Annotated in this window: 15 protein-coding genes; 2 read left to right on the forward strand and 13 right to left on the reverse strand. The window is 61.0% G+C overall.

The window, feature by feature from the left end:
* The first annotated feature begins 315 nt into the window (after positions 1–315).
* Positions 316–5,400 carry a dermonecrotic toxin domain-containing protein gene (locus AO240_RS15085; protein ID WP_099237142.1) on the forward strand — a complete coding sequence of 1,695 codons (5,085 nt, stop codon included), beginning with the start codon at positions 316–318 and terminating at the stop codon, positions 5,398–5,400.
* 124 nt (positions 5,401–5,524) lie between these two features.
* The gene (locus tag AO240_RS15090; RefSeq protein WP_099237143.1) at positions 5,525–10,417 is read left to right on the forward strand and encodes a hypothetical protein; all 4,893 of its coding nucleotides are present in this window, start codon (positions 5,525–5,527) and stop codon (positions 10,415–10,417) included.
* 75 nt (positions 10,418–10,492) lie between these two features.
* Here the strand turns inward: AO240_RS15090 and AO240_RS15095 are convergent, their stop codons facing one another.
* The 13 genes from AO240_RS15095 to AO240_RS15155 all read right to left on the reverse strand — a co-directional run bounded on the left by AO240_RS15095 (position 10,493) and on the right by AO240_RS15155 (position 24,318).
* Entirely contained in the window at positions 10,493–11,569 is a 1,077-nt protein-coding gene (locus AO240_RS15095) for a hypothetical protein (RefSeq protein WP_099237144.1), read from the reverse strand.
* A 229-nt stretch (positions 11,570–11,798) separates the two neighbouring features.
* Positions 11,799–12,296: a CS1 type fimbrial major subunit gene (locus AO240_RS15100; RefSeq protein WP_256585960.1), complete on the reverse strand. Its 498-nt coding sequence runs from the start codon at positions 12,294–12,296 to the stop codon at positions 11,799–11,801.
* Positions 12,293–13,033 carry a pilus assembly protein gene (locus AO240_RS15105; RefSeq protein WP_099237146.1) on the reverse strand — a complete coding sequence of 247 codons (741 nt, stop codon included), beginning with the start codon at positions 13,031–13,033 and terminating at the stop codon, positions 12,293–12,295. The genes AO240_RS15100 and AO240_RS15105 overlap by 4 nt, the downstream gene beginning before the upstream one ends.
* Before the next feature lie 40 nt (positions 13,034–13,073).
* Entirely contained in the window at positions 13,074–13,742 is a 669-nt protein-coding gene (locus AO240_RS29340) for a hypothetical protein (protein WP_371918633.1), read from the reverse strand.
* A 581-nt stretch (positions 13,743–14,323) separates the two neighbouring features.
* Positions 14,324–16,843 (reverse strand): CS1-pili formation C-terminal domain-containing protein, encoded by a 2,520-nt coding sequence (locus tag AO240_RS15115; RefSeq protein ID WP_099237148.1) that lies wholly within the window; start codon positions 16,841–16,843, stop codon positions 14,324–14,326.
* Between the two features lie 83 nt (positions 16,844–16,926).
* Positions 16,927–17,427 (reverse strand): CS1 type fimbrial major subunit, encoded by a 501-nt coding sequence (locus AO240_RS15120; protein WP_371918634.1) that lies wholly within the window; start codon positions 17,425–17,427, stop codon positions 16,927–16,929.
* 276 nt (positions 17,428–17,703) lie between these two features.
* A complete protein-coding gene (locus AO240_RS15125) occupies positions 17,704–18,660 on the reverse strand; it encodes a fimbrial protein (RefSeq protein ID WP_099237149.1) in 957 nt (318 codons plus the stop codon).
* A gap of 116 nt (positions 18,661–18,776) precedes the next feature.
* Positions 18,777–19,325 carry a fimbrial protein gene (locus AO240_RS15130; protein WP_099237150.1) on the reverse strand — a complete coding sequence of 183 codons (549 nt, stop codon included), beginning with the start codon at positions 19,323–19,325 and terminating at the stop codon, positions 18,777–18,779.
* Positions 19,326–19,336: 11 nt separating this feature from the next.
* A complete protein-coding gene (locus AO240_RS15135; protein WP_099237151.1) occupies positions 19,337–19,807 on the reverse strand; it encodes a fimbrial protein in 471 nt (156 codons plus the stop codon).
* A 29-nt stretch (positions 19,808–19,836) separates the two neighbouring features.
* Positions 19,837–20,331, reverse strand: a complete 495-nt coding sequence (locus AO240_RS15140) for a fimbrial protein (RefSeq protein WP_099237238.1) — start codon at positions 20,329–20,331, stop codon at positions 19,837–19,839.
* A 10-nt stretch (positions 20,332–20,341) separates the two neighbouring features.
* Positions 20,342–20,923 (reverse strand): fimbrial protein, encoded by a 582-nt coding sequence (locus tag AO240_RS15145; protein WP_099237152.1) that lies wholly within the window; start codon positions 20,921–20,923, stop codon positions 20,342–20,344.
* 21 nt (positions 20,924–20,944) lie between these two features.
* The gene (locus tag AO240_RS15150) at positions 20,945–21,706 is read right to left on the reverse strand and encodes a fimbria/pilus periplasmic chaperone (RefSeq protein ID WP_099237153.1); all 762 of its coding nucleotides are present in this window, start codon (positions 21,704–21,706) and stop codon (positions 20,945–20,947) included.
* The gene (locus AO240_RS15155) at positions 21,703–24,318 is read right to left on the reverse strand and encodes an outer membrane usher protein (protein ID WP_158231394.1); all 2,616 of its coding nucleotides are present in this window, start codon (positions 24,316–24,318) and stop codon (positions 21,703–21,705) included. Before AO240_RS15155 ends, AO240_RS15150 begins: the two co-directional genes overlap by 4 nt.
* Positions 24,319–24,322: the final 4 nt, after the last annotated feature.

The following is a 24,322-nucleotide window of genomic DNA, read 5'->3' on the forward strand; positions in this document are numbered from 1 at the left end:
AAGGGTACAACCTCATCTTGTTATTGGAGGGTCCGTTGAGTGCCCAGGCTGCGGGCCGGTGCCTGATGGCCGGCCCGTCTGCCGGGCAAGCTCAGCGGGGCGTGCAGTATAAAAAGCCTGCGGTAGGGTCTTTCACTGTAAAAGTGCTGCAATTTAGGGGAAGACAGGGCCTGAATGCAATTTAACAGGTGTATTTTACCTGCACGGGCATGGCCCAAGTGAGCGGAGTACATGCAGCGTCGATAAACAGTTACTGCCAGAAGAGCCCCTGTGCGGGCCTAGTCTGAGTGCCCACTCAGCACAGAAAACCACACCATGACCACCCTGCCCGCCCCCGCACCAGAAGATAAAGGCCAGCACTACGCACTCATCCGCGATGCTCTGCCCGACTGGGTTAAAACGCTGCCCATGTCACGCGTCAGCGCGTTGAAGGCCAGCCCGAAAAACATTCCGGCCTGGTATAAAAGCGCCTCGTTCGATCAGCACCAACGGCTGAAAACCGCGATCACCGAACACTGGAAAACCCAAAGCCTGATCGACCAGAAACTCGCCCCGGTAACCGACCTCAAGGCGTACGCCGAGCCCTTGTTAAAAGCCGCACTGAAACAGCACTACAACCTCGACGTGGATGTACGCAGCACCTGCTTGCGCCTCTATGCACCGGCCGAGCAGCCGTGGTGGGTGATAGACCTGAGTGGCGGCGTGCGCAGCCGCACGGTCTCGCTGCTGGACGCGGCGTTGCATAACTTTGCGCACACCGAGTCATTCAGCGCCGACTCGCAGTTCATCACGCAGCCCGACGCGTTGGGGCATTTCGACGTGCTGCCGCTGAAAAGCACACTGTCGATCGAGCAGTTCATGACGCTGGTGCGCACCCTCGACATCGGCGCCCAGTACTACAAGCACCTTGAGCTTTACCTGGGCCTCAACCAGCCTGTGGTGCAAGGCGTGCTGCGTGCGCGGGTCAATGCCAACCAGCAAGCGGCCCTCAAAGTCGCAGCGCACATGGCGCTGATGAAGGGTGATATACAGCCTGCGGACCTGCGCCTGATCACTGACCTGATCGCCGGGCGGCAACTGCTGACACTCGACGCCAACCCCGTGCATTGCCATGACCTCAGCCTGATGGACGCGACCTTGACCGGGGTGCTGTTGATCGGCGCCAACCTGGAGCAAAGCCGCCAGGCCGTACCCGTTATCGTCTACCTGCCGGACGACCCGCAGCACCCGCTCAAGCGCTACGCCTCAACCGTCGAGTTCATGCTGGAGCTGACCGGTAAACTGCGCGAGCCTGACTACCAACGGTTCTTCAGCCGGTTTATCGAGCATCAATACCTCGGGCATTTTTTTGGCCAGTTAGGCGCACGCCTCAGCCAGGTGAAGTGGCATCAACACGTGCCCGGCGAGGCGCAACCGAGCTGGCGCGACACAGCGCTCGACACCCCCAACCTGCAGTTCAGCGTGCAGCGCGTGCCGACACCTGTGTGGCAACACCTGTACCAGCGAAAAGTCGACAAAATTCTCAACGATGCGCGCGAGCTGGCCATCGCCACCGCCTACGCCGACCGCATGGCGCGCTGGGCCTGGTGGGACAACCTGCAAAAAGTCTTCGCCGACCTGCTTAACGCAGCACTGCTGGTGGTGACGCCGTTCGTGCCTTTTTTGGGCGAACTGATGCTGGCCTACACCGCTTATCAAATTGCCGACGAGGTGTTCGAAGGCCTGCTCGACTGGGCGCAAGGCCAGGGCATAGAGGCCATTGAACACGTGGTGGCAGTCACCGAGAACCTGCTGCAATTGATCGCGTTCGGCGCCGCCGCGCAACTTGCGCAGGTCAAGCTGTCGCCCTTCGTCGAGGGTTTGCAGCCGGTCACCCGAAGCGACGGCGCCCTGCGTTTATGGCAGGCGGATTTGAGCCCCTACGAACAAAAAACCGTGGTGTTGGCCGCCGAGTCGCAACCCGACACCCACGGTTTTCATCAGCACGCCGGCAAAAAAATCCTGCGCCTGGCGCAAAAGCACTATGAAGTCAGCCAGGACCCCGACACCGGCGCGCACCGCATCGTCCACCCACTGCGCGCCCACGCCTATCGCCCCGAAGTGCTGCTTAACGGGCGTGGTGCGGTGGTGCTGCAGGGCGAGGAACCGAGGGCCTGGGACGACACGCAACTGTTCCAGCGCCTGAGCCCCGCAACGGCGACCTGGCCAGCCGAGCGCCTGCAGCAGTTGCGCGCCATCAGTGGCACCGAACCCGGCGCGCTGCGGCACATGTACAGCGAAAACCAGGCGACGCCACCGCTGCTGGCCGACACCCTCGACCGGTTTGAACTGAGGCAGCACATTGACACGCTCAGCGAGCCGTTCGCCGACACCGAAGAAGCGGTGTATTGGTCGGCCGACATGGTCACGCGGATGCCCGGCTGGCCCAGCGCCAAGGCCATCGAGGTGTTTGAAGCTGCCGACCTCAGCGGCGCGTCGATCCGGCATGGCGCGCTGGAGGCGCCATCGGATCAAACCCTGGCCATTTGCAGTGACGACTTGATGGCCGGCCAACTGGCCCAGCGGCTTGTGGGCTTTCTGGATGAGACCGAACTCGCCGACCTGCTCGGCAAACCCTTGCCGGCCGAGCATGGCGCGCGCACCCAAGCACTGCGTGAGCAACTCAGCGCGTACATCGCCTCACGCAAGGACGAGATCTTCGAGCACCTGTACCGGTTCAAACGTCAATCAAACAGCGCCCATGGGTTGCTGCTGCAACAGCGATTCCCCGACCTGCCCGACAGCCTGGGCCGAGCGATCCTGGCCCAGGCGCGCCCCGCCGAAGTGCACATCATGAACGAGGAGCAACGCGTGCCACTGCGCCTGAGTCATCAGGCCAGAGAATTGCAATTCGAAGCACTCAGCACCCACGCCTACGAAGGGTTCTACCAGGGCGACGCGCCCACGCCCGCTACCGAACGGCTGCTGCTGAATGCCCTGAGACTTCACAGTGACGCCTTCGGCAACCTGCGCATCAGCATTCGCGAGCAACTGCCCACCGGGCAATTACGCTGCCGTGTCGGCCCGGACGCCGCCGCCACCGAGACGCTGCTGATACGCACCGCGCCAGGGCGCTACACACTCCATGGAGCCGGCACCGACAGCACGTTTGATCTGTATGAAGCGGTACTGCACGCCATACCCCGTGACACGCTGGGTTTCGCGCCAGGCCAAGGCGCCGGGTTGCGCGAGTGGCTGCAGCAAACCCTGCAACCGCCTGCCGAACGCCGCACCTTGCTGGCCGAGGGGCCGACCCTGGCCGTCGCCTCCCGGGACACTCAGCAATTGCTGCAAACACCGCTGTTCAGCGCGCTGCGCCGACGGCTGGGGCTGGACAGCCCAAACGTCGAAGAACGGCTAAAGGCGCTGTACCCGAGCCTTTCCGCAGCAGACGTGACAGCGTATGCCGAGGCGCTGGACTCAAGCGCTGGGCAACGCGTGTTGCGCACGCTTGAAACCCAGAAAAAAACCCTGCTGACGGAACTCGACAACTGGCAGAAACTGCCTGCCGCGGGCAGCCACAGACGCAGGCCGGCGCTGCCGGAGCAGCTGTTTCGCAAGCGCCTGATCCAGTTGATACAAGAAGGTTGGGAGCAGTCGGCCCAGGGTTACGAAACCGACGTGGGTACCCGCCAGTTGGGCAGCGAACTGGACTTGCGCGGAGAAACCATCTACGGCTTTTTGCAGCACTTCCCCGCACTCAGCGACCGCTTGCAGCACGTCACCAGCCTGAACCTGGCGGGCACCCAATTCACCCTCGCCGACAGCGCGTTTTTGCATAACTTTCCCAACCTGCGCACCCTCGACATCACCGGCAAGCGCCTGACCGAGTTACCGGGCGCCATCGCCGGCATGCGTCGCCTGACTCAACTGGGGCTGGCGGAAAACCCGATCCGCTGGGCCGCGCACTCACTCGAACAACTCAAACACTTGCAGCACCTGAGGGTGCTGATTCTTTCGCACAACGAATACCTGCTGACGCCGCCAGACATCAGCCGCATGCCTGAACTGCACATACTGATGCTCAACAACACCCCCATCAGCCAATGGCCAGTCGGCCTGGCGGACCTGCCGCGCTCGCCACACTTCAACTTGAGCCTGCTCAATACTGCCATCACCCAAGTGCCCATCGTTGAACCGGGTTCCGCGTCGGCAGAGTTGATCGCACGCACGCGCCTGAACCGCAACAAACTTGAGCCGAATGCCGAAAACCGGCTGGTCAGCTACCGCCGCGCCGCAGGCCTGGACCCTTATCGCACCTACCCCCCCAGAGGCGAACAGGACAGCCAATACTGGCTCGGCCACCTGCCGGCCGAGCAACGCGTGGGGTGGCAGAGTGTGTGGAATGACTTGGAGCGCGAACACGGCTCCCAGGGCTTTTTCGAGGTCATCAAAAGTCAGCAACAACCAGAGTTTCTGGTGGTTCAGGACCCGGCGGATATGTTGCGCTATGGGCGCAACCTGAGCCAATTGCGCATCAATGTGCTGCGCCTGCTGAGGGCCGCCGACTGTGACGAGCCGACCCGCAGCGCATTGTTCAACCTGGCTGCCGCGCCAGCTCAATGCGCCGATGCGGGCGCCCATTTGTTCAACGCCATGGGCATCGAAACCATGAAGCTTGAGGCTTGGCACGAACCCACCCGGCAAACCCGGACCAACGCGCTAGTGCAACTGGCAAAACAAAAAGCCCGGCTGGACAAGCTTAACCAAATTGCCAACCTGGATATTCAGGCGCGCCTGGTCACGCCCACGCGCAATGAGGATGGCAGTGAAGGCCCGCCCCTGCGCCTGACCACCGATATTGTTGGGGGCGTGTCGGGTAGCCTCGATGAAGTGGAGGTGTACAGCGCTTACCAGACCGGCCTCAAGGCGCGACTGGACTTGCCTTGGCTGGCCGACCACATGCTGTATCGCGACAGTGGCGAGGTGGAGGCCGCGCAACTGGTGAGTGCCTACAACCAAGTCATCGAGAGTGAGCAGGGCGACGGGCTGGTAGATCAGATGCTCGAACAGTATTTTTGGAGCGAGTATTTGCGCGAAACGCATCGCGACGAGTATCAAAAAATCAACTGTCAGCATGCACAGGCCAGCGACACTATTGATGACCTGCGCTTGGCCCAGAACGCCTGGGTTACAGATCAACAACTGTCTGACGAACAGCGCGAGCCCACCGCCAGTGCGCAGCTCAGGCAACGTTTAGTCGAGTTGGCCGACCGGTTAAATGTGAACCATGAGCACGTGTTGACCACCGAGCCCATGAGTGAAGAGCTGTACCTGAGCCTGTTTCTCAAAAGTTTTTATGATGAAAAGGAGCTGGGGCGAAGCCTGACCCGTTTAGCCATGATCGAGGCGCAGGTTTGATCGGCGGCGGTTAGCGAAGCGTCCTGAACCGCCGCCTCCAGGCGTGTGGTGGTTATGTATTCCTGCCCTGCTCGCAAGGCTCTTTAGTGTAGCGCTCAAGCCCTTACGACAGGAAATCAAGGCAATGCGTTTACTCCCTGCGCCCTCCCCCCAACAGTTGCTGCGCCAGTTGGCCACCTGCACCACCGGCATCACGCACCTGCTGGATGCCCAACCGGTGTTTGCCACGGTGATTGCCGCCGAGCTGCGTCAGGCCCTGGCACTGCTGCTGCCCGACACCCCACTCAACCCGGATGCGGTGTTCCTCAACGAATACGTTTACGACACCCCCACGCCCGCGGCAGGCGATGCGCCTGCCGCGGTGGCGCGGCTCACCCGCACGCGCAACCTGACGCAGGTGCTGCAAGACGCCATCGCCACTCAAACTGTGCCGACCCAACTGGCCAAAGCGCCGCCAACCGGCAGTGTCACCCAAGCCGTAGGGTTCTATCGAAACGCTCACAGCACGGGCCGCGATGGCGATATTACGGCGCTGCAGGTTGAGCCCTTCAACACGCTGATCGACACGTTGCAAAACGACAGCGCGGCGCTGTACCAGCGCGCACTCGACGACTTCTGGGCGTCGCCGCACTTGAGCACTGGCGCACTCAGCGTGCATGCCGACATGAATCAAAAACAGCGTCGGCTGTTTTGTCTGGAAGCGGACCTGCAATTGGCCGAAACCCGGCAACAGCTCACCGAGGCGCACCTGGCCCTAGAGGAGCGGCCTGCCGACCCTCAAGCGCAAACAGCCGTGGCCACCGCCAAGGCACGCTTGCAGGTGGTGACCGAAGGGCGGCAGTTGATCGAGAACCAGGTGCTGCATGAAACCTCGGGCAACCCCGCACGCATGCTGGCCGCCGGGATAACCCTTTACGCAGGCGAGCAGCCTGAGTGGAGCGCGACGCTCAGCGGCTGTTTTGTGCTCGCCGAACGGTTGCACACGAGTCGGCCGGTGGCGCTCTACACCCCGCAATTGGGGCTTGAGATGTTCGAGCATTTCAACGCCATGGAGAACACCTTGCGCAGGCGCCTTGTCGCTGGCCCCGACAAAGCCCTGCTGCTCGCCAACCTCCCGGCCGGCGAGCGGTCGCGTGCGAGTACCGTGTTAAGCGGTGGGCAACACCTGCGCTATGTCACCCTCAACGGGCCATTGTTCACCCAGTGCCTGCAAACCCAGCGTGACCAGCAAGAAACTGACATTGACCAGGCGTTCAGCACGCCCGCCGCCAGCTTCGAGGCGTTGGCAGACGCACTGGCAAGCGCCCTCGCGCTGCCGCTGAAGGGTTGCCCAAGCCTGATAGCGCGCCTGCCGGACCCCACACAAACGATGCACGGCGCCGCCGTCGCCCATACCCCGCCGCACAGCGAACAGCAAACCCAACTGATACAGCTGTGGAACGCGGTCAACCAGCAATTCGACTATGTGCTGACCGATGACCACCACCCCACGCTGGACCGTGTGCTGACGCCGCTGCTCAAGGAGACCTTCGCACACCTGCCCGACGCCACCTTGCTGGGCGGCTTGTATGTGAATCGCTACCGCACCGACAGCGCCGGGCAGCGCCACTTCGACGCTTCGCGTACCTTGCGCGAGGCGCTTGAGGACTTTTTGCTGTGGGAAAACGTCACGCTGGACGGCGATGATGATGAGGCGCACGCCGCGCAGACAGACGCTGCCGACACCTTCGCTGAAAGCCTCTTCAGCAGCGCCACGGCCTTCGGTGAGGCCGAACAAATCGCCCACTACGACGTGCTGCCAGGCCTGGCCGAAGCCCTGCAAGCCGGGCTGGGCGCGCAGGTCAGGCATTACTGGCGCACCCCCATCGCGCCGCAAATGGTCTGCCCACAGATAAGGCTGGTGCAGGTCTTGCGTCAGGCGTTGGATGTGCAGGCGCGCCTGCGCCATGCCGACAACACCCTGAGCCCGAACGCAAAGCTGTTGATTGATCGCGCGCTGAACTACCCGACCCAGGCCCGGCGTGAGGCTGGGTTCAACCACGGCGCCCGCCCTGGCGTTTATCAGTTGCGCGTCAACACCGGCAGCGCTGACGGTGCGCGCCTGGCCGGCAGCTTCGTGTTGACCCCAAGTGACGGCTCAAGCCCGGTACGCCCGCACTGGCCCTACGGGCACAAAAACCTCAGCACCCATGGCATTGGCGCAAGCATCAGCGAAGGCCCGGTGGTGCTGTTTACCCCGGACCAGGGCCTTGAAACGTTTGCGACTTTGCACGCCCTGCAAGACGCGCTGAAAGCACGCATCAATGCCGGTGAGGACAGCGGCAGGTTGTTCGTCAGCGGCTTGCCGTTGTCGGTGCAACATACCAAAACCGGGCTGTGGAGCAGCGACCTGCACGACACCTTTGCGCCGATCGAAGACGACTTTGTTGTCGACAGCATTCAGGCGTTGCTGAACAAGCAACAGTCCGACATTCAGGCGCTGCTGGGCCTGACCGAGGGTGAAGCGCAGACCGAGCGCAATGGCCGCGAGGCACTGGTGGAACTGTTGGACATGGCCGCAGCCTTCATGGCGCGCAACCAACGGTTGCTTGAGCATTGGCGCCCCGACTGGGAAAAACGCTTGAACCCTGCGGACCAGAAAGCCCTGCTGGACTCGGCGTACGACGCACAATTGAAACAGGACGCGCTGGGCCAGCAATGGAAGGCGCTTATCCCCACGCTGGCCGAGTATGCCCGGCAACAGGTGGTGCTGAAGATACGCGCATTCCTCGCAGAGCAAGGCGCGGACGGCAAGCCCAGGGCCGACTACCCCGCGCAAGGCGTTGACCCGGACCAGACCCTGGTTAGCCGAACCAGCCGAACCCGCATCACCGCTGGTGCGGGTTTTGGCTCACTGCATGAAAACGTCACGCCCACCTCCATGAGCCTGACCAACTTGCTGCTGAAAAACACCCAGCCGTGGGACCGCAGCCTTTCCTGGACGCAAGACGACCAGTTGGAAGCCACGCTGATCACCGCGCAAGGTGGCTGGGTGCCGGACGCTCAGGGCAAAGCCATCACCCTGGATAAAGACCTGCTGGAGGCGTGGGTCAAAGCGCTGAATGTGGGCCACCGGTACACCGAAACTGTGCTCAAAACTCACCTCGCCCCGACGGCCACTACGGCGTCTGCGCAGGCCCTGAAAAGCGCCTGGATCGCGAGCCAGGAGGCGGCGCTGGACTACGCGGCGGTGGCCGCCCGGTTGAGCCCGGATGCCTACACCACGCCAACGGCCAGCGACAACCTGCAAAAAAAAGGCGCAGCCTGGATGGCGGCCGTGCTGGCCGCACCGCACCCCGAGGCACGCCAGCCGGTTGACGGGCACGCAGTGATCGCCAATGCGCTGATGTTCAACCCGGCCAGTGAAGCGCCCGAGGGCCGCGGCGGGCAGACCGTCAACGGGGTTATGCTGCTCTCAACCGCCGCCGATGCGATGTGTGTGTTGTATACACCGCACGCACCCGATGGCTTGCCACTCAGGGAAATCGCCAGCCTTGATGCACTCGTCAAATTGATGCGCAGCCCGGCCTGGCGGGCTTACTTGCGCGAGCGCTTACCGGCCAACACGCGCTTGCTGAACCATCGCCTGGCCGCACACCCAGGCGACCTACTGGCCGCGCTGTACCGGCAGAACTACCTGCACCTGCTGGACCACGCCGACACGCAAAGCGTGACCAACGAGGAATTGAACGACCAGGCCACGTTCAACAAAGTCATGTTCGGCGTGGACGTGGTCAGCACCGTACTGGCCGGCTTCCCTTGGGGCGGGCAACTGGCGGCGTCGGCGTTTGGCTGGGTCGGCAAAGTGGCACGCACCACGGTGCACAGCGTGCGCAGCCTGGGGCAAAGCATTGCCGGCTTGATTGTGCGCCGCGGGGTCGCGGGGCGGGTGCTGTTCGAGGTCGCAACGGCCACCAGCACGGTTGCCGGCGCTGCGCGGTCGGCAAACGTTGGCCTGCAGCCGCTGCACCTGCTGCTCAGGCCGGCAAGGCGCACACCGCTGCCTGACCTTACCGGTTACCAGAAGGCCTTCCTTGAAGAAAGCGCCCACCTGGTGGTTAAAGGCGGTATTCCGGCCGGTTCATCGCTGGCCGAAGGCACGGGTATCTATCGCACGCCCGACGCTGCCAAAACCTTGCTGGTACGCAGCACCAGTGAAGCGGGCAAAGAGCAGGTGTTTCGAATTCAGGACGCGTTCAATCTCTACGATCGCAATGGGTTGGTCGCCCCCGTGCTGACGCCCAGCGGCGGGTTCACGCCGTTCAGGCTGCGCAAGCTGCCGAACACATTCTGGTCATTGGACACGTTGCAACGTGCGCCCGGCGGCGCGCCGAAAGCCGACAGTAAAATCACCCTGGCGCTTAGAGAATGGGAGGCTCATGTGGCCGCCAATGCCCAGTTACCTGACCCGCTCCCGGTACTCGACGCCAGCAGTTTTATCCATGCACGCGCGATTCCGCTGAGTACCTGGAACAAATTTGTAAAACTGACCGGCCAAATAAACGCAACGGGCCAGGCACGCCTTAACCCGCAGGCGCATGCGCAGTTCACAGACCGCCTGTTCATGACCTGGGTTGGCCTGGATGACCCAACCCAGCAAGCGGCGAAGGCCTTCAGGCAAGCCCATAACATTAATCCCTTTGTGTGGACGGCCTACATTTCGAAGAACGGCAAGATGACCGTCAAGGGCCTGGCCAGAGTGATACGGCTACAACGGTTGCGCTCGGGGGTGAGAACGGCGATCACCGACCAGCATTTTCGGGACTGGCATCAGTTGTGGCTTCAACCACAGAACCGGAACCGAAAGGCCGTGGTGAAATTTGCCTTGGACAACAACATTCACACCGACTCCTGGGATAAATACATAACGCCCCAGGGCACTTTCAGGATGAAAATTGCGACCGTTGCAGAGCGGGTTAACCGGCTGGGGCTGTCACAACACCTGCCCATCGCGGGGCCGTCACAACCGGCCGTTTGAACGCACGCTCAAGCACCCGGGCATGACCCGGTGGCAAGCCCGCTTGCCACCGGTGGAGGTGCAGCCGTTTTGGGCTTAAACCTCCGAGTCCCACACCACCGTCACATTACCGCGATACGTGGCCTCGACATCCGGCACCAGCATTTTTTCGACGTCTTCACGCACCACCTCAAAATGCAGGGTGCCGGGGCCGCGGTTCACGTAGTAACTGGGCTGAAACAAGGTGGTTCCCGAGCCGTCCAGCCGCAATGGCCGACGTTTGACGGCCTGGCCACTGTCATCTGTCAAGCCTGCGGGCAGGCTCACCGCAACGTGCAGTGGAACCCGCCTGCCGGTGGTGGTTTCGGCCAAGTCACAGCCTGCACCGTTGCTGTACTCACAGCTCATCTGCATGGTAAAAGGCGACGAACTGGAGATATTAAACGTTTGGTCACGGAACAACCGCGTGGGTTTGCGCCCCTGGTTCAGCCAGGCTTGCCAGCCACCCTGAGGCACCAACTCAATGGCGTTGCCGCCGGGGGGGATTTCCACCCGCAGCTCATGTTGTACGTCGAGGATGAAGTCCAGCGTGACCACCGCATCACTGCTGACGACCATGTTATCGCCAAAGTCAAAATCTGCGCCCATGCCACCGAAGGTGTAACTCGTGCTGCCCACGTATTGCCCCGACAACATGGTCAACGGGTTGGGCGTGACCAATTCATAGGCGTACTCCAGGCTGAAGTAGTCGAACGAGGGAATGTCGACCGAGGGCACACGGCTGCAAGCGCCAGCATCTTGGGGCACGACCCAAAAAAATGAGGCATAGGTGGTCGATGCCGCCAGGTGCCCGGTGCTTACACACGGGCTTGGTGCGAACCGCCACTGGTTATCCCAACCAACCCCGGGTTGCGCCCATGCCGACACACCCGGTGGTCGTGGTAGCCGCCAGAGCGACCCGACACCCGCGATGCGCACCTGCACAATTTCCAACTCCCCGGTTCGGGTGTTGCGTACCTCGACATCTTTGAACGATGACGGCACCTTGAAATAGGCGCCGGCGCGCGGGTCTGCATGGTTGGCCAATACCGGCGCCATGGACCTTGCGCCAAAGCTTTCGAAGCGCAGGCTGAAAATACCCAGTGCCTTGCACTGCGCCGGTATGTGCGCCAAACAAATCGAGCTTTGCGCGGTGGTATTGAGGAATTTATTGTCGCGAGGTTGCGCGGGGTTGGGCTTAAACAGCGCCGTGATTAATTGGGTATCGGCGCTCCCCCCCCCCCCCCCCCCCCCNCCCCCCCCCCCCCCCCCCCCTAGCACACCTATTATTCCTGCCGCAACAACTGTTTTCTTCAATGTTTTCAGGTTCATGTCTACATTTCTCATCGGTCGGGCAGAAGCCTCAAGGCCTCAAGGCATCAAAGATAATTTGCACGCTGCCGTTATAGGCACCGCTCACATAACCGCCTTCGGGCGGCATGGCGGCGATCTCCAGTGGCACACGTTTACCGGCCTTGGCCTCGGCCTCCGGCACCACCAGTGTTTCGATCAGCTCCAGGCGATGGCCGTTGAAGGTGACCGCCAGCGGGATCAGGTCGCGGCCATTGGACAGCACCGGCTCAAAACCCAGGCGTGCATTGATGCCGCCCAGCACGTTTTTCACATCAAAGTATTCACGCAACGTGCTGAGGCGCTCGGTCACCGGGTTGTAGCTCATGACCTGCTCGCGCTCCAGAAACCCCGGGCTGATCGGCAGTACAAAAAAGTCGCTGGTGGGCACCGTGACCGACACCTGAAATACCGCTTCTTCACGGGCCGCGAACGCCTCGACACTGAACGACGCCAGCACGCAAAACACCCGCACTGCAGGCAAGCGCCACGGCAGCATCTGCCGGTTCATCCTTTCACCGCATGGTTTTTCTGAGCCTCGCCTTCGACGAGCTTGAAGGTGTATTCGCGGCCCGCTTGCTTGTCGAAAGAGAACGTGCGCCCCGGCAACACATGGTTTTTGGTGGTGGGGTAGCAGTCATCGATTTTGCCGACCACGCAGTTTTTAAACTCGTCGACCTCGATCACGCTGTTGCCGTTATTGCGCACCCTGTAGTGGGCGGCGCCGTTTTCAACCTGCGTGTCGTAACGGGTGTTTTTTGGCCGCACAAAAAATACCGTGCCGTAGCCGGCCAATATGCTGACCCCGGCCTGCAAGGTGCTTTGGTAGGCCTCGCGTTCTTCTTCGGAAACAGCGAAGGCGTCCTCTTTTTCCGGCACCACCGGTATGTATCGCACGCGGAAATAGCGCTCGCTGCCGCGCTCGCCCAAAAACAACAGGCGTGTGCCCTGCATGCCGTTGGCCGGTACGATCAACCGCGCCGGGCTGGCCATCAGGCCGTCACGCGCGTTGCTGTCGGCCTGGGACTTCAGCGGTACTTCCTTGGCCACGCCCTGCGCGTCATAGAGAATTTCCAGAATCTCGACCTTCACAAATGCGGTGCTGGTGCCACCGTTGAAAATGCGTTTCAGGTAGGTACTTTTGTCGCCGTCGAGGTAGTCGTACACCACCCCGACATTAATGCTTGGACCCGCCTGAGCCGTCAGGGAAACCATCAACATGCCCAACACAACCGCTACGCTTTTCATTGCTTTACACCTCATCGATTATTTACCTGAAACCAACCCGCTAGACTTCTGAATCCCAGATAACCGTGACATTGCCCGAGTACGTCCGCGACTCGCCGACCTTGAGCATCTTCTCGACCTCGTCACGCTCGATCTCGAAATGCAGGGTGCTGGGTTTGCGGTCTACGTACTGGGTGGGCTGGAACAACTCGGTGCCGACGCCGTCGCGGCGCAACGGCCGGCGATTGACCGGGCGCCCAGCCTCGTCGGTGATGCCGTGGGGCAAGGTCACACTGACGTTCACCGGCACCGACTCGCCGGAAACGCTGTCGACGATCCGGCAGGTGTTGTCGGCCTCGGCGTACTGGCAATCGAGCTGCATCTTGAAGCGTGAGGAGGCGAAGACGTTGACGGTTTGGTCCCTGAACAACCGGGTAGGTTTGCGCCCCCGGTTGAGCCAGGCCTGCCAGCCGCCCTGGGGCACCAGCTCGACATTATTGCCGCCGGGCGGAATATCGATTTTGAGGATGTGCACCACGTCCAGCTTAAAGTTGAACACCAGGGTGTTGTCGCTGGGGATCATGATGTCGCCAAAATCGAAATCCTGATTCGGGCCTACCGAATAGGCGATGGAGCCCCGATAAGTGCCGACACCCATGGTCAGCGGGTTGGGGGTTTTCAACTCATAGGCATACTCAAGCTGGAAATAGTCCACAGAGGGCACATCCATCTGGAGCACAAGATTGCAGGCGCCAGCACCCTCAGGCACCAACCAAAACCACAGCACAGATTGGGAGTCGCCTATAAGGTAGTTGGTGCCCAGACAAGGCAGTGGCGCGTAGTTCCAGTTTCTAGGCCCCCACGCCGTCCAGGTTGCAGGACGGCCGACGGTTGCCCCACCACCGATTCCCGCGATGCGTACTTCGACAGTTTCCCTCTCCCCGGTCTCTGACACTACTTCCAGCCTGCGCCACTCGGAGGGCAACTTGTACATCACGCTTCTACGTGGATCTGCCGGGCCAGTGGGGTTGAACAGCATGGGCGCATTCGAGCTAAAGGTGATGTCCCTGGTGCGGATACTGAAAATCCCCAGTTGCTCGCACCTTGCGGGTATGTGCCACGGACAGACGCCACTTTGCTCTGTTTTATTGGTGAACTTGTTATTCAGCGGGTTTTGCGAATCCGGCGCAAACACAGCCCACAGTTCTTGCGTAGCGGCGCTGACCGGCAGCGCCAGACTCCACAACAACGCTGCGCCGACCAGCTTCACGACACGACAGTGTGTGGATCGTCTTTTCAACAACATGGGCATCAACCTGCAGCTTTAGGGGTGAAGGTGGCGTCGGCCAAGGTATCCGGGGTGCAGCGCAGTTCCCCGATCATCAGCACATCGTTCTCGCTGCGCGCCTTGCTCGGGTCGAGGCGGAACTGGCAGAGCAACTCGGTGCCGCGCCTGACTTCCAGGGTCGGCGAACCGGCGTTCATTTCCATCGAGAAAAACCCATCAACCTCGCTCACCCCACGGCTGGCGTGGTTGATGATGTGATGGCCCTTGAGCGGCTGGCCGTCGGGGCCGAGCAAGCGGCCCAGCACGGTGACGGTGCGCATCACGCTGATCTTGCGATAGTCCACGCCGCCCTTGTTCAGGTGGTACGCGGTGCGCGCCGGCTGGATAGTCGCAGCGGGTGGGTGGTTGCCTTCAAAATCGAAGGCCACCGAGCTGCTCTTGTACGCGGTAATCGGCACAAAATTACGCCCCGGCCGCAGCGCCATGCTGCCGCCGCTCATGTCATCGGCGCGCAGGGCGATGCCTTCTACGTCGGTTTCCACATCAATAATCATCCCCGAACCGCTGCCGTGGTACTGGCTGGTCAAGACCATTTTTTGCGCGCCGATGGCGAGGGTGTTGTTGAGGTTGAGGCCACCGGTTAAATCACCGTTGTACGAGGAGCGTTGCGCAAAGGCATCGCCCGACAACGTGTCGGTGGCGAAGCTGGTCATGCTCGACAGGCCCACGCCGTAAACATCGGTCAGCGCGGTGACCGAGACGTTTTGCAGGGCGTGGTCCTTGAGGTCTTTGCGGTAGGTCAGCGAGGCGTTGTTGTCACGCTGGCCTTCGCGCGCGGTGCGCGAACCGATGCTGCCCGACCAGCTTTCGCCGGGGCCGCCGAGGGCCAGGTTAAGGGTCAGGTCGACGCCACGGTTACGCTTGTTGCCGGTGTTGCTGCTGGACGCTCGATCGAACAGCGACAAACGCCAGTTGGCATCGCTGCCGAACAGCGTGTCGTGGCGGGTCCAGCCGAGGTCCAGGCCCACGCCTTCGACATTGCCCTGGCTGTGCGACACGCGGGCGTTGATCGAATTGCGGTTGGCCAGGCGATGGTTGATCGACAGCGACGAGGTGCTGGTCTGGCCGACAAAGGTGTTGCGCTGGCGCAGGCGGGTGCCGTCGGGCAGGGTTTCGTAGGTGTCGCGGGTGTCGAGCCAACTGCGGTTGTGGCTCACGATCACGCTGCCCGGCCCGTAGCTGTACAGCCCTTGCACGTCCAGGCCGGTGCCGTAGTCGCGGGTCTGGTAGACATTGGCATACACACTGGCGCTCTGGGCCAGGGTCCAGTCGATGGAGCTGCCCAACTGCAAACGGTCCTGCACCTGACGGCCCGACAAACCGACGATTACGCGCGGGTGCAACAGGTAGTTGAGCGAGGCGCCGGCGGTCATGTCGCCCTTGTCGCGCTGCTCCCAGTTATTGAGCAAGGTGCTTTCACGCCCGGCAAACAGGTTGTAGCGCCAGCGCTCGTCGTGGTTGCGCCAGTTGTTGGGCTTGTACACCAGCTCCTGGCTGGTGGAGGTGACCTGGCCGTCTTCGATCAGGCGCACTTCCACTTCATAGATGCCACCGGGCAGCGGGCGCGTGTCGAGGGTCTGCAAACCGGCCGGTACTGGCTGGGTGTTGATCAGCAGGCCATTGCGGTAGACCTCGGCCGAGCCTTGGCGGTTGGAGGTCACATAGATCGGGTAGATGCTCGGCTTGGGGTTGTTCATCGCCAGGCTGTCGGAGCTGCCGACCATCACCCCGACGGCGACGTCGGGCGCTGCGCCGAACGAACGCGGCAGGCGGTTCAGGCCTTCGGAATTGGGCGTGAAATACCCGAGGCGCAAAAACTGGCCCTCGAACTCGCGCTGTGCATAGGCCGAATACAGCGCGTGGTACAGCTGGGTGTCCGGCCCGCCGAGGCGTGCCAGTTGAAAATTCAGGGTGTGGCTCCAGTTGCCCAGGCTGCTGCTGGTTTCGACGCCGAAACGCCCCCCCAGGTCCTGGTTCTGCCCGCCATTGAGGTTCAGTTGGTTATTGATGATCAGCCCGGTGCTGCCGTCGTCGGGTTGGGTGTAGAACTGCTGAGGCGTGGTGTCGCGCTCGGCGTTCTCGGTGAGAATCGAGACCAGTGAGTTTGCCAGGTTGTAATGCACCGCCAACAGTTGCTCGGGGCAGCGAGTGGTGCACGTTCCCAGTGGAATACCGGCCTTGAGATAACTCTCCCACGTATCACGTTCGGTGCCCGTGACCTTGCTGTCGCTGTAGTCGGTGAATTCAAGCAGCGTGAGCCGGTCATCCCGGGTCAACACAATCATCGCCTCACCCACGAACTGTTGATCGCGTTCGACCCGCACAGCCAATGGCACATCGAAAAAGTGTTCTTCGAAATCGCTAGGCAAACCTTTGGCCTGGGCCAGCAAACTGCGCGGCGTATAGGTGTTATCAGGCGCGGCCATAACGACCGAACAGGTGGCCAGCGCTATCGCCGTCACGAGGGGTCTTAAAGGGAACATGAACTCGATACTCTATTGGCGAACCACACACGGGTTGAAAGCCGGCCACAGGCTGCGGCCGGCGATTTCAATAAGGCAGGGCCTTAGTTGCTGAGTGCCTTGGGCACGTTATCGAAGATCACGGTGGCCACTGTGGTGTAGAGGCCGGTTTGCGTTGTAGTCGGTTTGGCGGCCTTGATCAGCATGGTTTTTTGCAGGCCGGGATCGGACTCGGCCTCGCCAGCCACTTCCTGAGCGGTGCCGGTCAACGTCACATTGCCCAACGAGATGGTCAGAGGAATGGAGTCGCTGCCGTTGCTCAGCGACGCGGGGCCATCCTGCAGGTAGGCGGCAATCGAACCTGCGTTGTTTTTCAGGCTGTACACGGTCGACAGCTGGCTCAACTGTTCGGTTATGGTGTTGTAGTTCATGACCTCGTCGCGACCGAAGTTGGGGTCCAGCGGCTGAGCGTGGAACTGCTTGGTCGGGATGTCGGCGCGGATGTTGATAATGGTGCTGGCATCATTGGCGGCCATCACTGCCGAAGAGCCCAGCGCTGCAACAGCCAAAGGGAGTAAAACTGCGAACTTCTTGAACATGGTCATTACCTGTTTCCGTTATCAAAAAATGGGCACCTGAACCTGTTGCACCACATGTTGCACAGCAGGAGCCCGTTCGACGCCAGGTAAGTGTCTCGTTAAATCGCATGCCAGTAAGCCGTCTAATTCGCTTATTGATGTAGCCGTGTAACACCAAGATACATAGGAAGAGTATGGCAATTTGCCAGAACTTTAAATATAACTGTAAGAGATAGACTACTTGCGCACTCAGCAGAATAATTTAATTAATAGCGCGGTCTGTAAGAACAAACTTACAGCCCCTCATGGCACCCCCATCACAAGCACACCACTGCCGCTTATAGCGCCCGTCGCCGGCAGCGACCCCGCACGCCGAACAAGCGCAAACGTCACGTCATCGCTGCCCACACTGTTGGTAATGTTCGTGAGGAATGAGCGGCCGACTTGTACCGCAGCGCCGCCACGCAGCATCGCCGTGCCCACGTCCGGATTGGTCATCACCAGCAAGCGCGGGTCGAACGACGACGGGCTGCCTTTGTAGGTGATGGTGATCGGCGTGTTGATCCCGCCGTCCGGGCAGGCGTAGTTAAGCCGTTGGTTTCTGGTGATGGTGGTGGTCAGCGGGTCGCTGCCGATTGCCCTTTGGTGCACTTCACGGAAGTCTATCTCGATGGGATTGTTGTTATTGATCGCGCAGGTGGATGGCGAGACGGTGAAGTTGTTGGCGGCGGTGTACGTGACGGTAAGTTGCGGCCGGGTGCCATCGTAGTTGTTCGAACTGGTCATGCGTAACAGGCCGAGGTTATCGCCTATTCGAACGTCGAACGGATTAGCCGGGTAGTTACGAATCAGAATGTAGGGGGTGACGTTGATCGGATAAAACACGCCGTTGTTGGGTATGGTGATCACGCGTATACCCGATGCAACCGGCGTATTTTGGAACGACCCATTGATGCGCAAACCGGTCTGTTCGCCGCTGAACTTGGGGCCAGGGGTCCAGGGAGTGCCTGCTGCACTACCGGTTGCCCAATAGTCTTCGCGCGACGGTGGGCCACCATCCGGGGTAAACCGGCACTCCAACCTCGCTCCTTCGAGCATGATGCGAGTGCGGTCTGCGGTCAGGGTGACCGTAACCGGTACCTGCAGGTTGGGATTGCCTTGTTGCCACGGCCCTCCATTGACCCGGCAATCGACGGCCTGCGCGGTCGTCGTAACGCCCATCAAGGCAAGAAGCACAATGGCGCCATAGAGTCGTTTCATTTTATCTCTCACTGCTTCTCTACTCAGGCACCCCACAACGAGCATTCAGCCCGTCACGTACAGCCGCCCAGCAGAGATTCGAGGTTTGCTTGAGGCCGTTTTCGGCCAATGGGTGCTTACGGATAATCCAGCGTAAACGTCGAGGTCACTGTGTACGCACCATGCCCGATGGTCTGATCCCTGATGGCCTGCGGTTCACCCTGCACATAGGCTTTAAGCTCGATAACATTGCTGCCATTACTCAACACCTGCTCGTCGCTGACCGCGTTCAAGGGCAACGGTTTGTTGCTCAGTGTCTCCAGGCCCACGCCGATACCTGACGCCACACTGGCACCGTCCAGCGCCAACAAGCCGGGGAGCGCGATGTTTTCGGTGCCGCCAAAGGTGATGGTGACCGTGTTGCCAATCGTGGTGTCGCAGTCTTCCAGATGCAGCTTGAAATCCTTACCCACCGAGCGCGTGTTGATGTAGAGGTGCTTGCTGGTAAGGTCCCAAAGTTCCAGGGTGATGGCCTCGTCGCCGGGCCGGATAGTGCAGGCCTCTTCAACCAGGTTGCCCTTAAAACGCAGGTTATCCGCCGCCTGCGCGGTCGGCGCCAGGCCAACCGCAAGCAGCAATGCCAGCCCGGCACATGCTCCACCCTGATGAACCCTTGCATGTCGCATAGACGTCACTCCTACTCGTATTCGGCCAACAGCGTGGCCACCGCCGAAAAGCTTGCGGGGGCCAGGGTTGCGCCTGGCTGTTTAACCGGCACCGCTTCCAGTGTCGGCGGTGACGACAGGCTTATGTCCAGAGGCGTATTCAGTGGAAACGGCAGGTTGTTCTGAAAAATCCGAATGCCCAGTGCCGGCACGTTGGTCTGCACCGCTGAGCTGTCGAAGGTGGTTGGCGTACCGTTAATACTCAATTTCAATAACCACGGAAGCGTGTCGGCGCCGCAACTGATGAGGTAACCGACGCCCTGCCGGTATTTCTCGCCATCGACGCGCTTGACCCCGACATCACCAAAATCCACTTCAATGGTGTTTCCAGCATCGATCGTGCAAGGCGGCGGCTCGTTGAGCGTGCCGCTGAAGGTGAGGTTGGCCCAGGCACCCCCGCAAAGGCTGAGGGAACACACCGCTTGCGGCTGCCAAAATCTCATGAGGGGCTTCTCTTTATGAGTGATCGGCTTCATTGGTAATCAATCACGAGGGTCGCAGCGGCATCAAATGCCCCTGCGGTCAGCGTGCTGCCCGCGCGCTTGACGGGCACCGCATGCACCACCGGGAAGTTCGGATGGGTAAAGTTCACGGGCGTATTCAGCGGCCAGTCGGCATCGTTCACGAACAGCTTGACCCCAAGGTCCGCCTTGCGGGTCACCAGTACACGGCCGTCAAACGCGGCGCCGGTGCCCTTGAGTTCGAGCTTCATCGCGTTGTTGAAAGGCGAATCACAGGTGACGGTATACGGCACGTCGCGACGGTAGTTAACGCCGTCAATGCGTGTGGTCAGAAGGTCGTTGCCGAACGGCACATCCAGCGTGCTGCCGGCGTTAATCACGCACGGCGGCGGCGCGATGATGACCGCACGAATGGTGAGGCTGGTCTCGGCCTGCACGTCCTGGCTGACGGCCCACAACAGCGCGCCCGCGATAAGCAGGCCGCGCGAGCCGGTTGACTTAATCATCGTTGCGCCCTCACTCATAATTCAGCCTGAAACCCACCACGGCCCGAAATGCGCCGCTGGTCAACGGTGCAGCGGTGCGCGTGGGCTGAACCTTCCACACCTGGGTGCTGCCGCCTATGGGCAACACCAGCGGTTCGCCGCGTGCGCCCAGCTGTACGTCGCGCCCCAGCGCATCGGTCAAGCGCAGGCCCATGCCGGTGATGCCTTGTACTTTGACCAGGCGCGGATCATCGGCATCGGCGGGGGCAAAAAACGCCACCGAGAGCACCGGTTGAAAAGCACTCCATGTCAGGTTCCCGGTGCGCTCACTGCGAATGCTGCCAGCGGTGCGGTGGCAATCCTCAAACCGCAGTTGAAAGGGCACCGCAGTTGCCTGATCGCCGGGCCGCTGCAACTGGCTGGTGGTCACGGCGCCCAGATCAACTGTCTGGTTCAGGGATGTCATCTGCAGGCTGCACGGGGTTTCATGCATGGAACCGGTGATGTTGAGCATCCCGTTCATGCCCTCGATATCCCAGCCATCCTCGGCGTGCACACCCCACGCCACCGCCAGCAGCAGGCTGCCCAGGACCTTCACGTTGTGCGACTTCATGCTGTTCTCCCGCAGCCGGCGCTACTCATTTGGCGGTGACACTTGCGCATTCACTGTGCAGGTCGCGCCGTTGCAGGTGAACGCCAGCAATGGGCGGCCGCCGTAATCATTCACGTAAGACAAATACGGCGTAGTGCCGAGGTCTTTGGCACTCGGGCTCAGCAGGTGCGAGCCTTTGGGCGCGACCATCAGAGGCTCAAAGCCCGCCACGGTTTTGCCGCCCTTGCTGCTGCGCGCATCCACCAGCGTCACGTAGTAAGGCGTCGGGTTGTGCACCCGGTAGTGGTCGCCCTCGCGGGTCAGGGTGAGTTTTTCTTGCCACGGGTTGGACAGGTCTTGCTGGCTGGGCGCAATGGCTTGCGGTCGGTAGAACAACTTGATCCGCGTTTGCAGGGCAATTTGCAGGGTGTTGGACTTGTCGCTGCGCGGCGGAATCTCGCGCAGGTTGAAGTAGTAGACCGTCTCCCGGTCCTGCGGCAACAGCTTGGCCGCAGGCAGCGCCTGCACTTTCACCTGGCTTTGTTTGCCGGGCTCCAGGCGTTGAACCGGCGGTAATACGATCAGCGGCGTGGTGATTTTTGTGCCCGCTTCATCCTCGATCCAGCCCTGCGCCAAATACGGCAACTGCGTATTGTTATTGGTGATGTTGACGCTGGTGGCGTCTTTGCCGCCATCAAAAATCACGCGGGTACGGTCCAGGCCAATCGCGGCGTTGGCACTTTGGCTCAAGCCTAAAGCCAGCAGCGCAAAGGCGTGGCGTGTGAGGCGTGTGTTCAGCTTCATGAGGCTGTGTTCTCCGTTTCGATAAGCCTGCCGGTCAACGTTGCAGACGCAGGTAAGGGTGGGTCAGCGGCGACCTTGTGGCAGCTCAGTTGCAGGGCGTCGGTCAAACCATCCGCCGGCAACACCTTCGGCAGCGTGACGCTGCAGCGCTCGGCCCCGCCCCAACTGACGACCATCTGCCCGCCAGCCTGAATACCGCTGAGGTAAACATTGCCGTCGTCATTCACGATCCCGGTGGCCTGCTGTTTCAGGTTTTTCACGGTGGCGCCGAAGGGCGGTGAGCTGCCATCGAGCAGGCGCAGAACCGCCATGGCCTTCTCTCCGGCAATCACTTCCAGCGAGCGGTAGCCGATAGCCCCTTCGGTGAGGGTTAGTTGTGTGACCGATTGCGTGGCTTCGACATTGCTCGGCAAATTCTCCAGGTCGACACTGGCCGCCGTACGCTGATAGCTGCTGATGTCGGAGATAACCGCCTTGCCGAAGACATTGCTGCGCGTCGGTGTGCCGTAACCGCGCACCGGTACATCGGGCACGCCCGTGGTATCGACCATCAAGCGGGTGCCGCCGATGCCGTTGGTACGGTGCAGTGCGGCGCCGTAGGGCGTGAGCGTGCCACCGCCGCGAACAGACGCACCAAGGCTTCGGCTACCGCCTTGTTGTGTGCCGGCGCTGAGGTTGAAATCGGCCCGGTCACCGATATGGCTCAGGTAACCACTGGCGGCGTTACTGCCGGCACTCAGCTGGTAGCTGTTGCGTTCATCCAGGCGATCACTGTAGCGCGTTGAAAACCCATTTTTGCCGGCGGCTCTGTTCGCATCCACCGACAATGTGCCGGTGCGCCCCAGCGGCAGGCTGACCGTCAGCGCCATGCCGTTGTCCTTGTAGTTATATTCCTGGGCGCGGTACAGGTTCAGCGACAGGCTCAGGTTTTTCACGGTGCCCACTTTGAAGTAGCGCGACAGCGCCAGGTTCAGGCGTTGCGTGTCTGGCCGGTCCCAATACGTTTGTTTGTTGTAGCTTGCGTAGACGGTCGCCCCCAGGTCACGAAACTGCTTGTTGACCGTGACCGTGTACAGCGCCTTGCTGCCGCCAATCGGCCGCCAGTCTTCGCTGTATTCACCGTTTTCGTTGTAGCGCCCGCGCCCGCCAAGTTCGCCGTTCAACCCGTAATGACGCGCGTCCAGGTACTCACCCATACTCAAGAAGTTTTTGTCGGAAAACCGGTAACCGGCGAAGGTCACCTGGCTGTCGTACTGTTCAAAGTTTTTTGAGTATTGAAGCCGGTACGATTTACCCGAGAGGGTCTCGTTCCACACGCTGGCGTGCGACTGGGTAACGTCCACCGACACGGCCCCGAACGCGAGCAAGTCACGGCCGGCGCCAACGGCGAGCGCGCGATAGTTGTTATCGGCGATACCGCCGCCAAACAACGACCAGCCATTGCTCACGCCCCAGGAGAATTCGCCGCTGCCGAACACGTCGCCGTCAGCGCCGTATTGAAGATTGGACGGTTGCCCCGTCGCCAGCTTGTAACGCACCTGCCCTGGACGCGTCAGGTAGGGAACGCCGGCTGTGTCCATCTTGAAGCTGTGAACCGAACCGTCCTGTTCTTCGACCCGTACATCAAGGGTGCCGGTGACGGCGTCATTAAGGTCTTGAATCCGAAACGGGCCTGCTGCAACCAGCGTTTCATAGAGCACACGGCCCTGTTGGCTGATAACCACCCGCGCATTGGTCTTGGCCACCCCGACAACTTCCGGGGCGTAACCGCGCAGGTTGGGCGGCAGTTGGCTTTGATCCGAATTGAGCGCGGCACCGGTAAAACGGAAGCTGTCGAACAGGTCCGAATACAGGTAGTCCTCGCCAACCACCAAACGCGCCTTCAGCGCAGGAATGGCGCGGTAGGCGTAGTAGCGACTCCACTCCAGTTTTTGCTGGCGGGCACCGCCACCGTTGCGGCCTTTTTCGGCACGCCCCTGCCAATCGCCGCGCAGGCGCCACGCGCCAGCATTCGCGCCGAGTGTGCCGTTACCACTGAGGTTATTTCGCGTGCCGTCGTTTTTTCGGTAGCTCGACAGCGCCGTCAGGTTGTAGTCAATCAGCAGCCCCGGCACCCCTTCGTCCCAACGCGACGGCGGGTCCCAGTTAATGGCGCTGTATTCAAGGTAGGCGTGTGGCAGGCTGATGTTCAGCGTGGCAGTGGCCAGGTCGCCACTGACTTCCATGCCCGGCAAACTGTGCAGGTCCAGGCACTGCCCGGCTTTCCACCACGTAAGTTCGGCCACCGCGGAGTCCTTGACGCCCAACTGTTCCACCAGTTCGGGCGATACACACGCCTGACTGCCTTTGGGGTCATCATCGGGCGGGTAAAACCCCACCGACTGCTCAGACATCGGCTGGTTATTGATCTGCACCACCATCGAATAGGTGCCCGGCAGAATAAAACCGCTGCGCGCAAACTGAGACAAATCAATATTGCTGCGATCACTCAGATCAAGAACGTCAGTATTAAACTCGATATCCCCGGCACCCAGTGCAGTTCCTGCCAGTGACATCAACCCGCCAAACAGGCTGGGGCGGACTGTATTTTTGACCATCGACGTATTCAACATGAAC

This window comes from Pseudomonas sp. ICMP 460 (assembly GCF_002723595.1).
Lineage (GTDB): Bacteria > Pseudomonadota > Gammaproteobacteria > Pseudomonadales > Pseudomonadaceae > Aquipseudomonas > Aquipseudomonas kitaguniensis.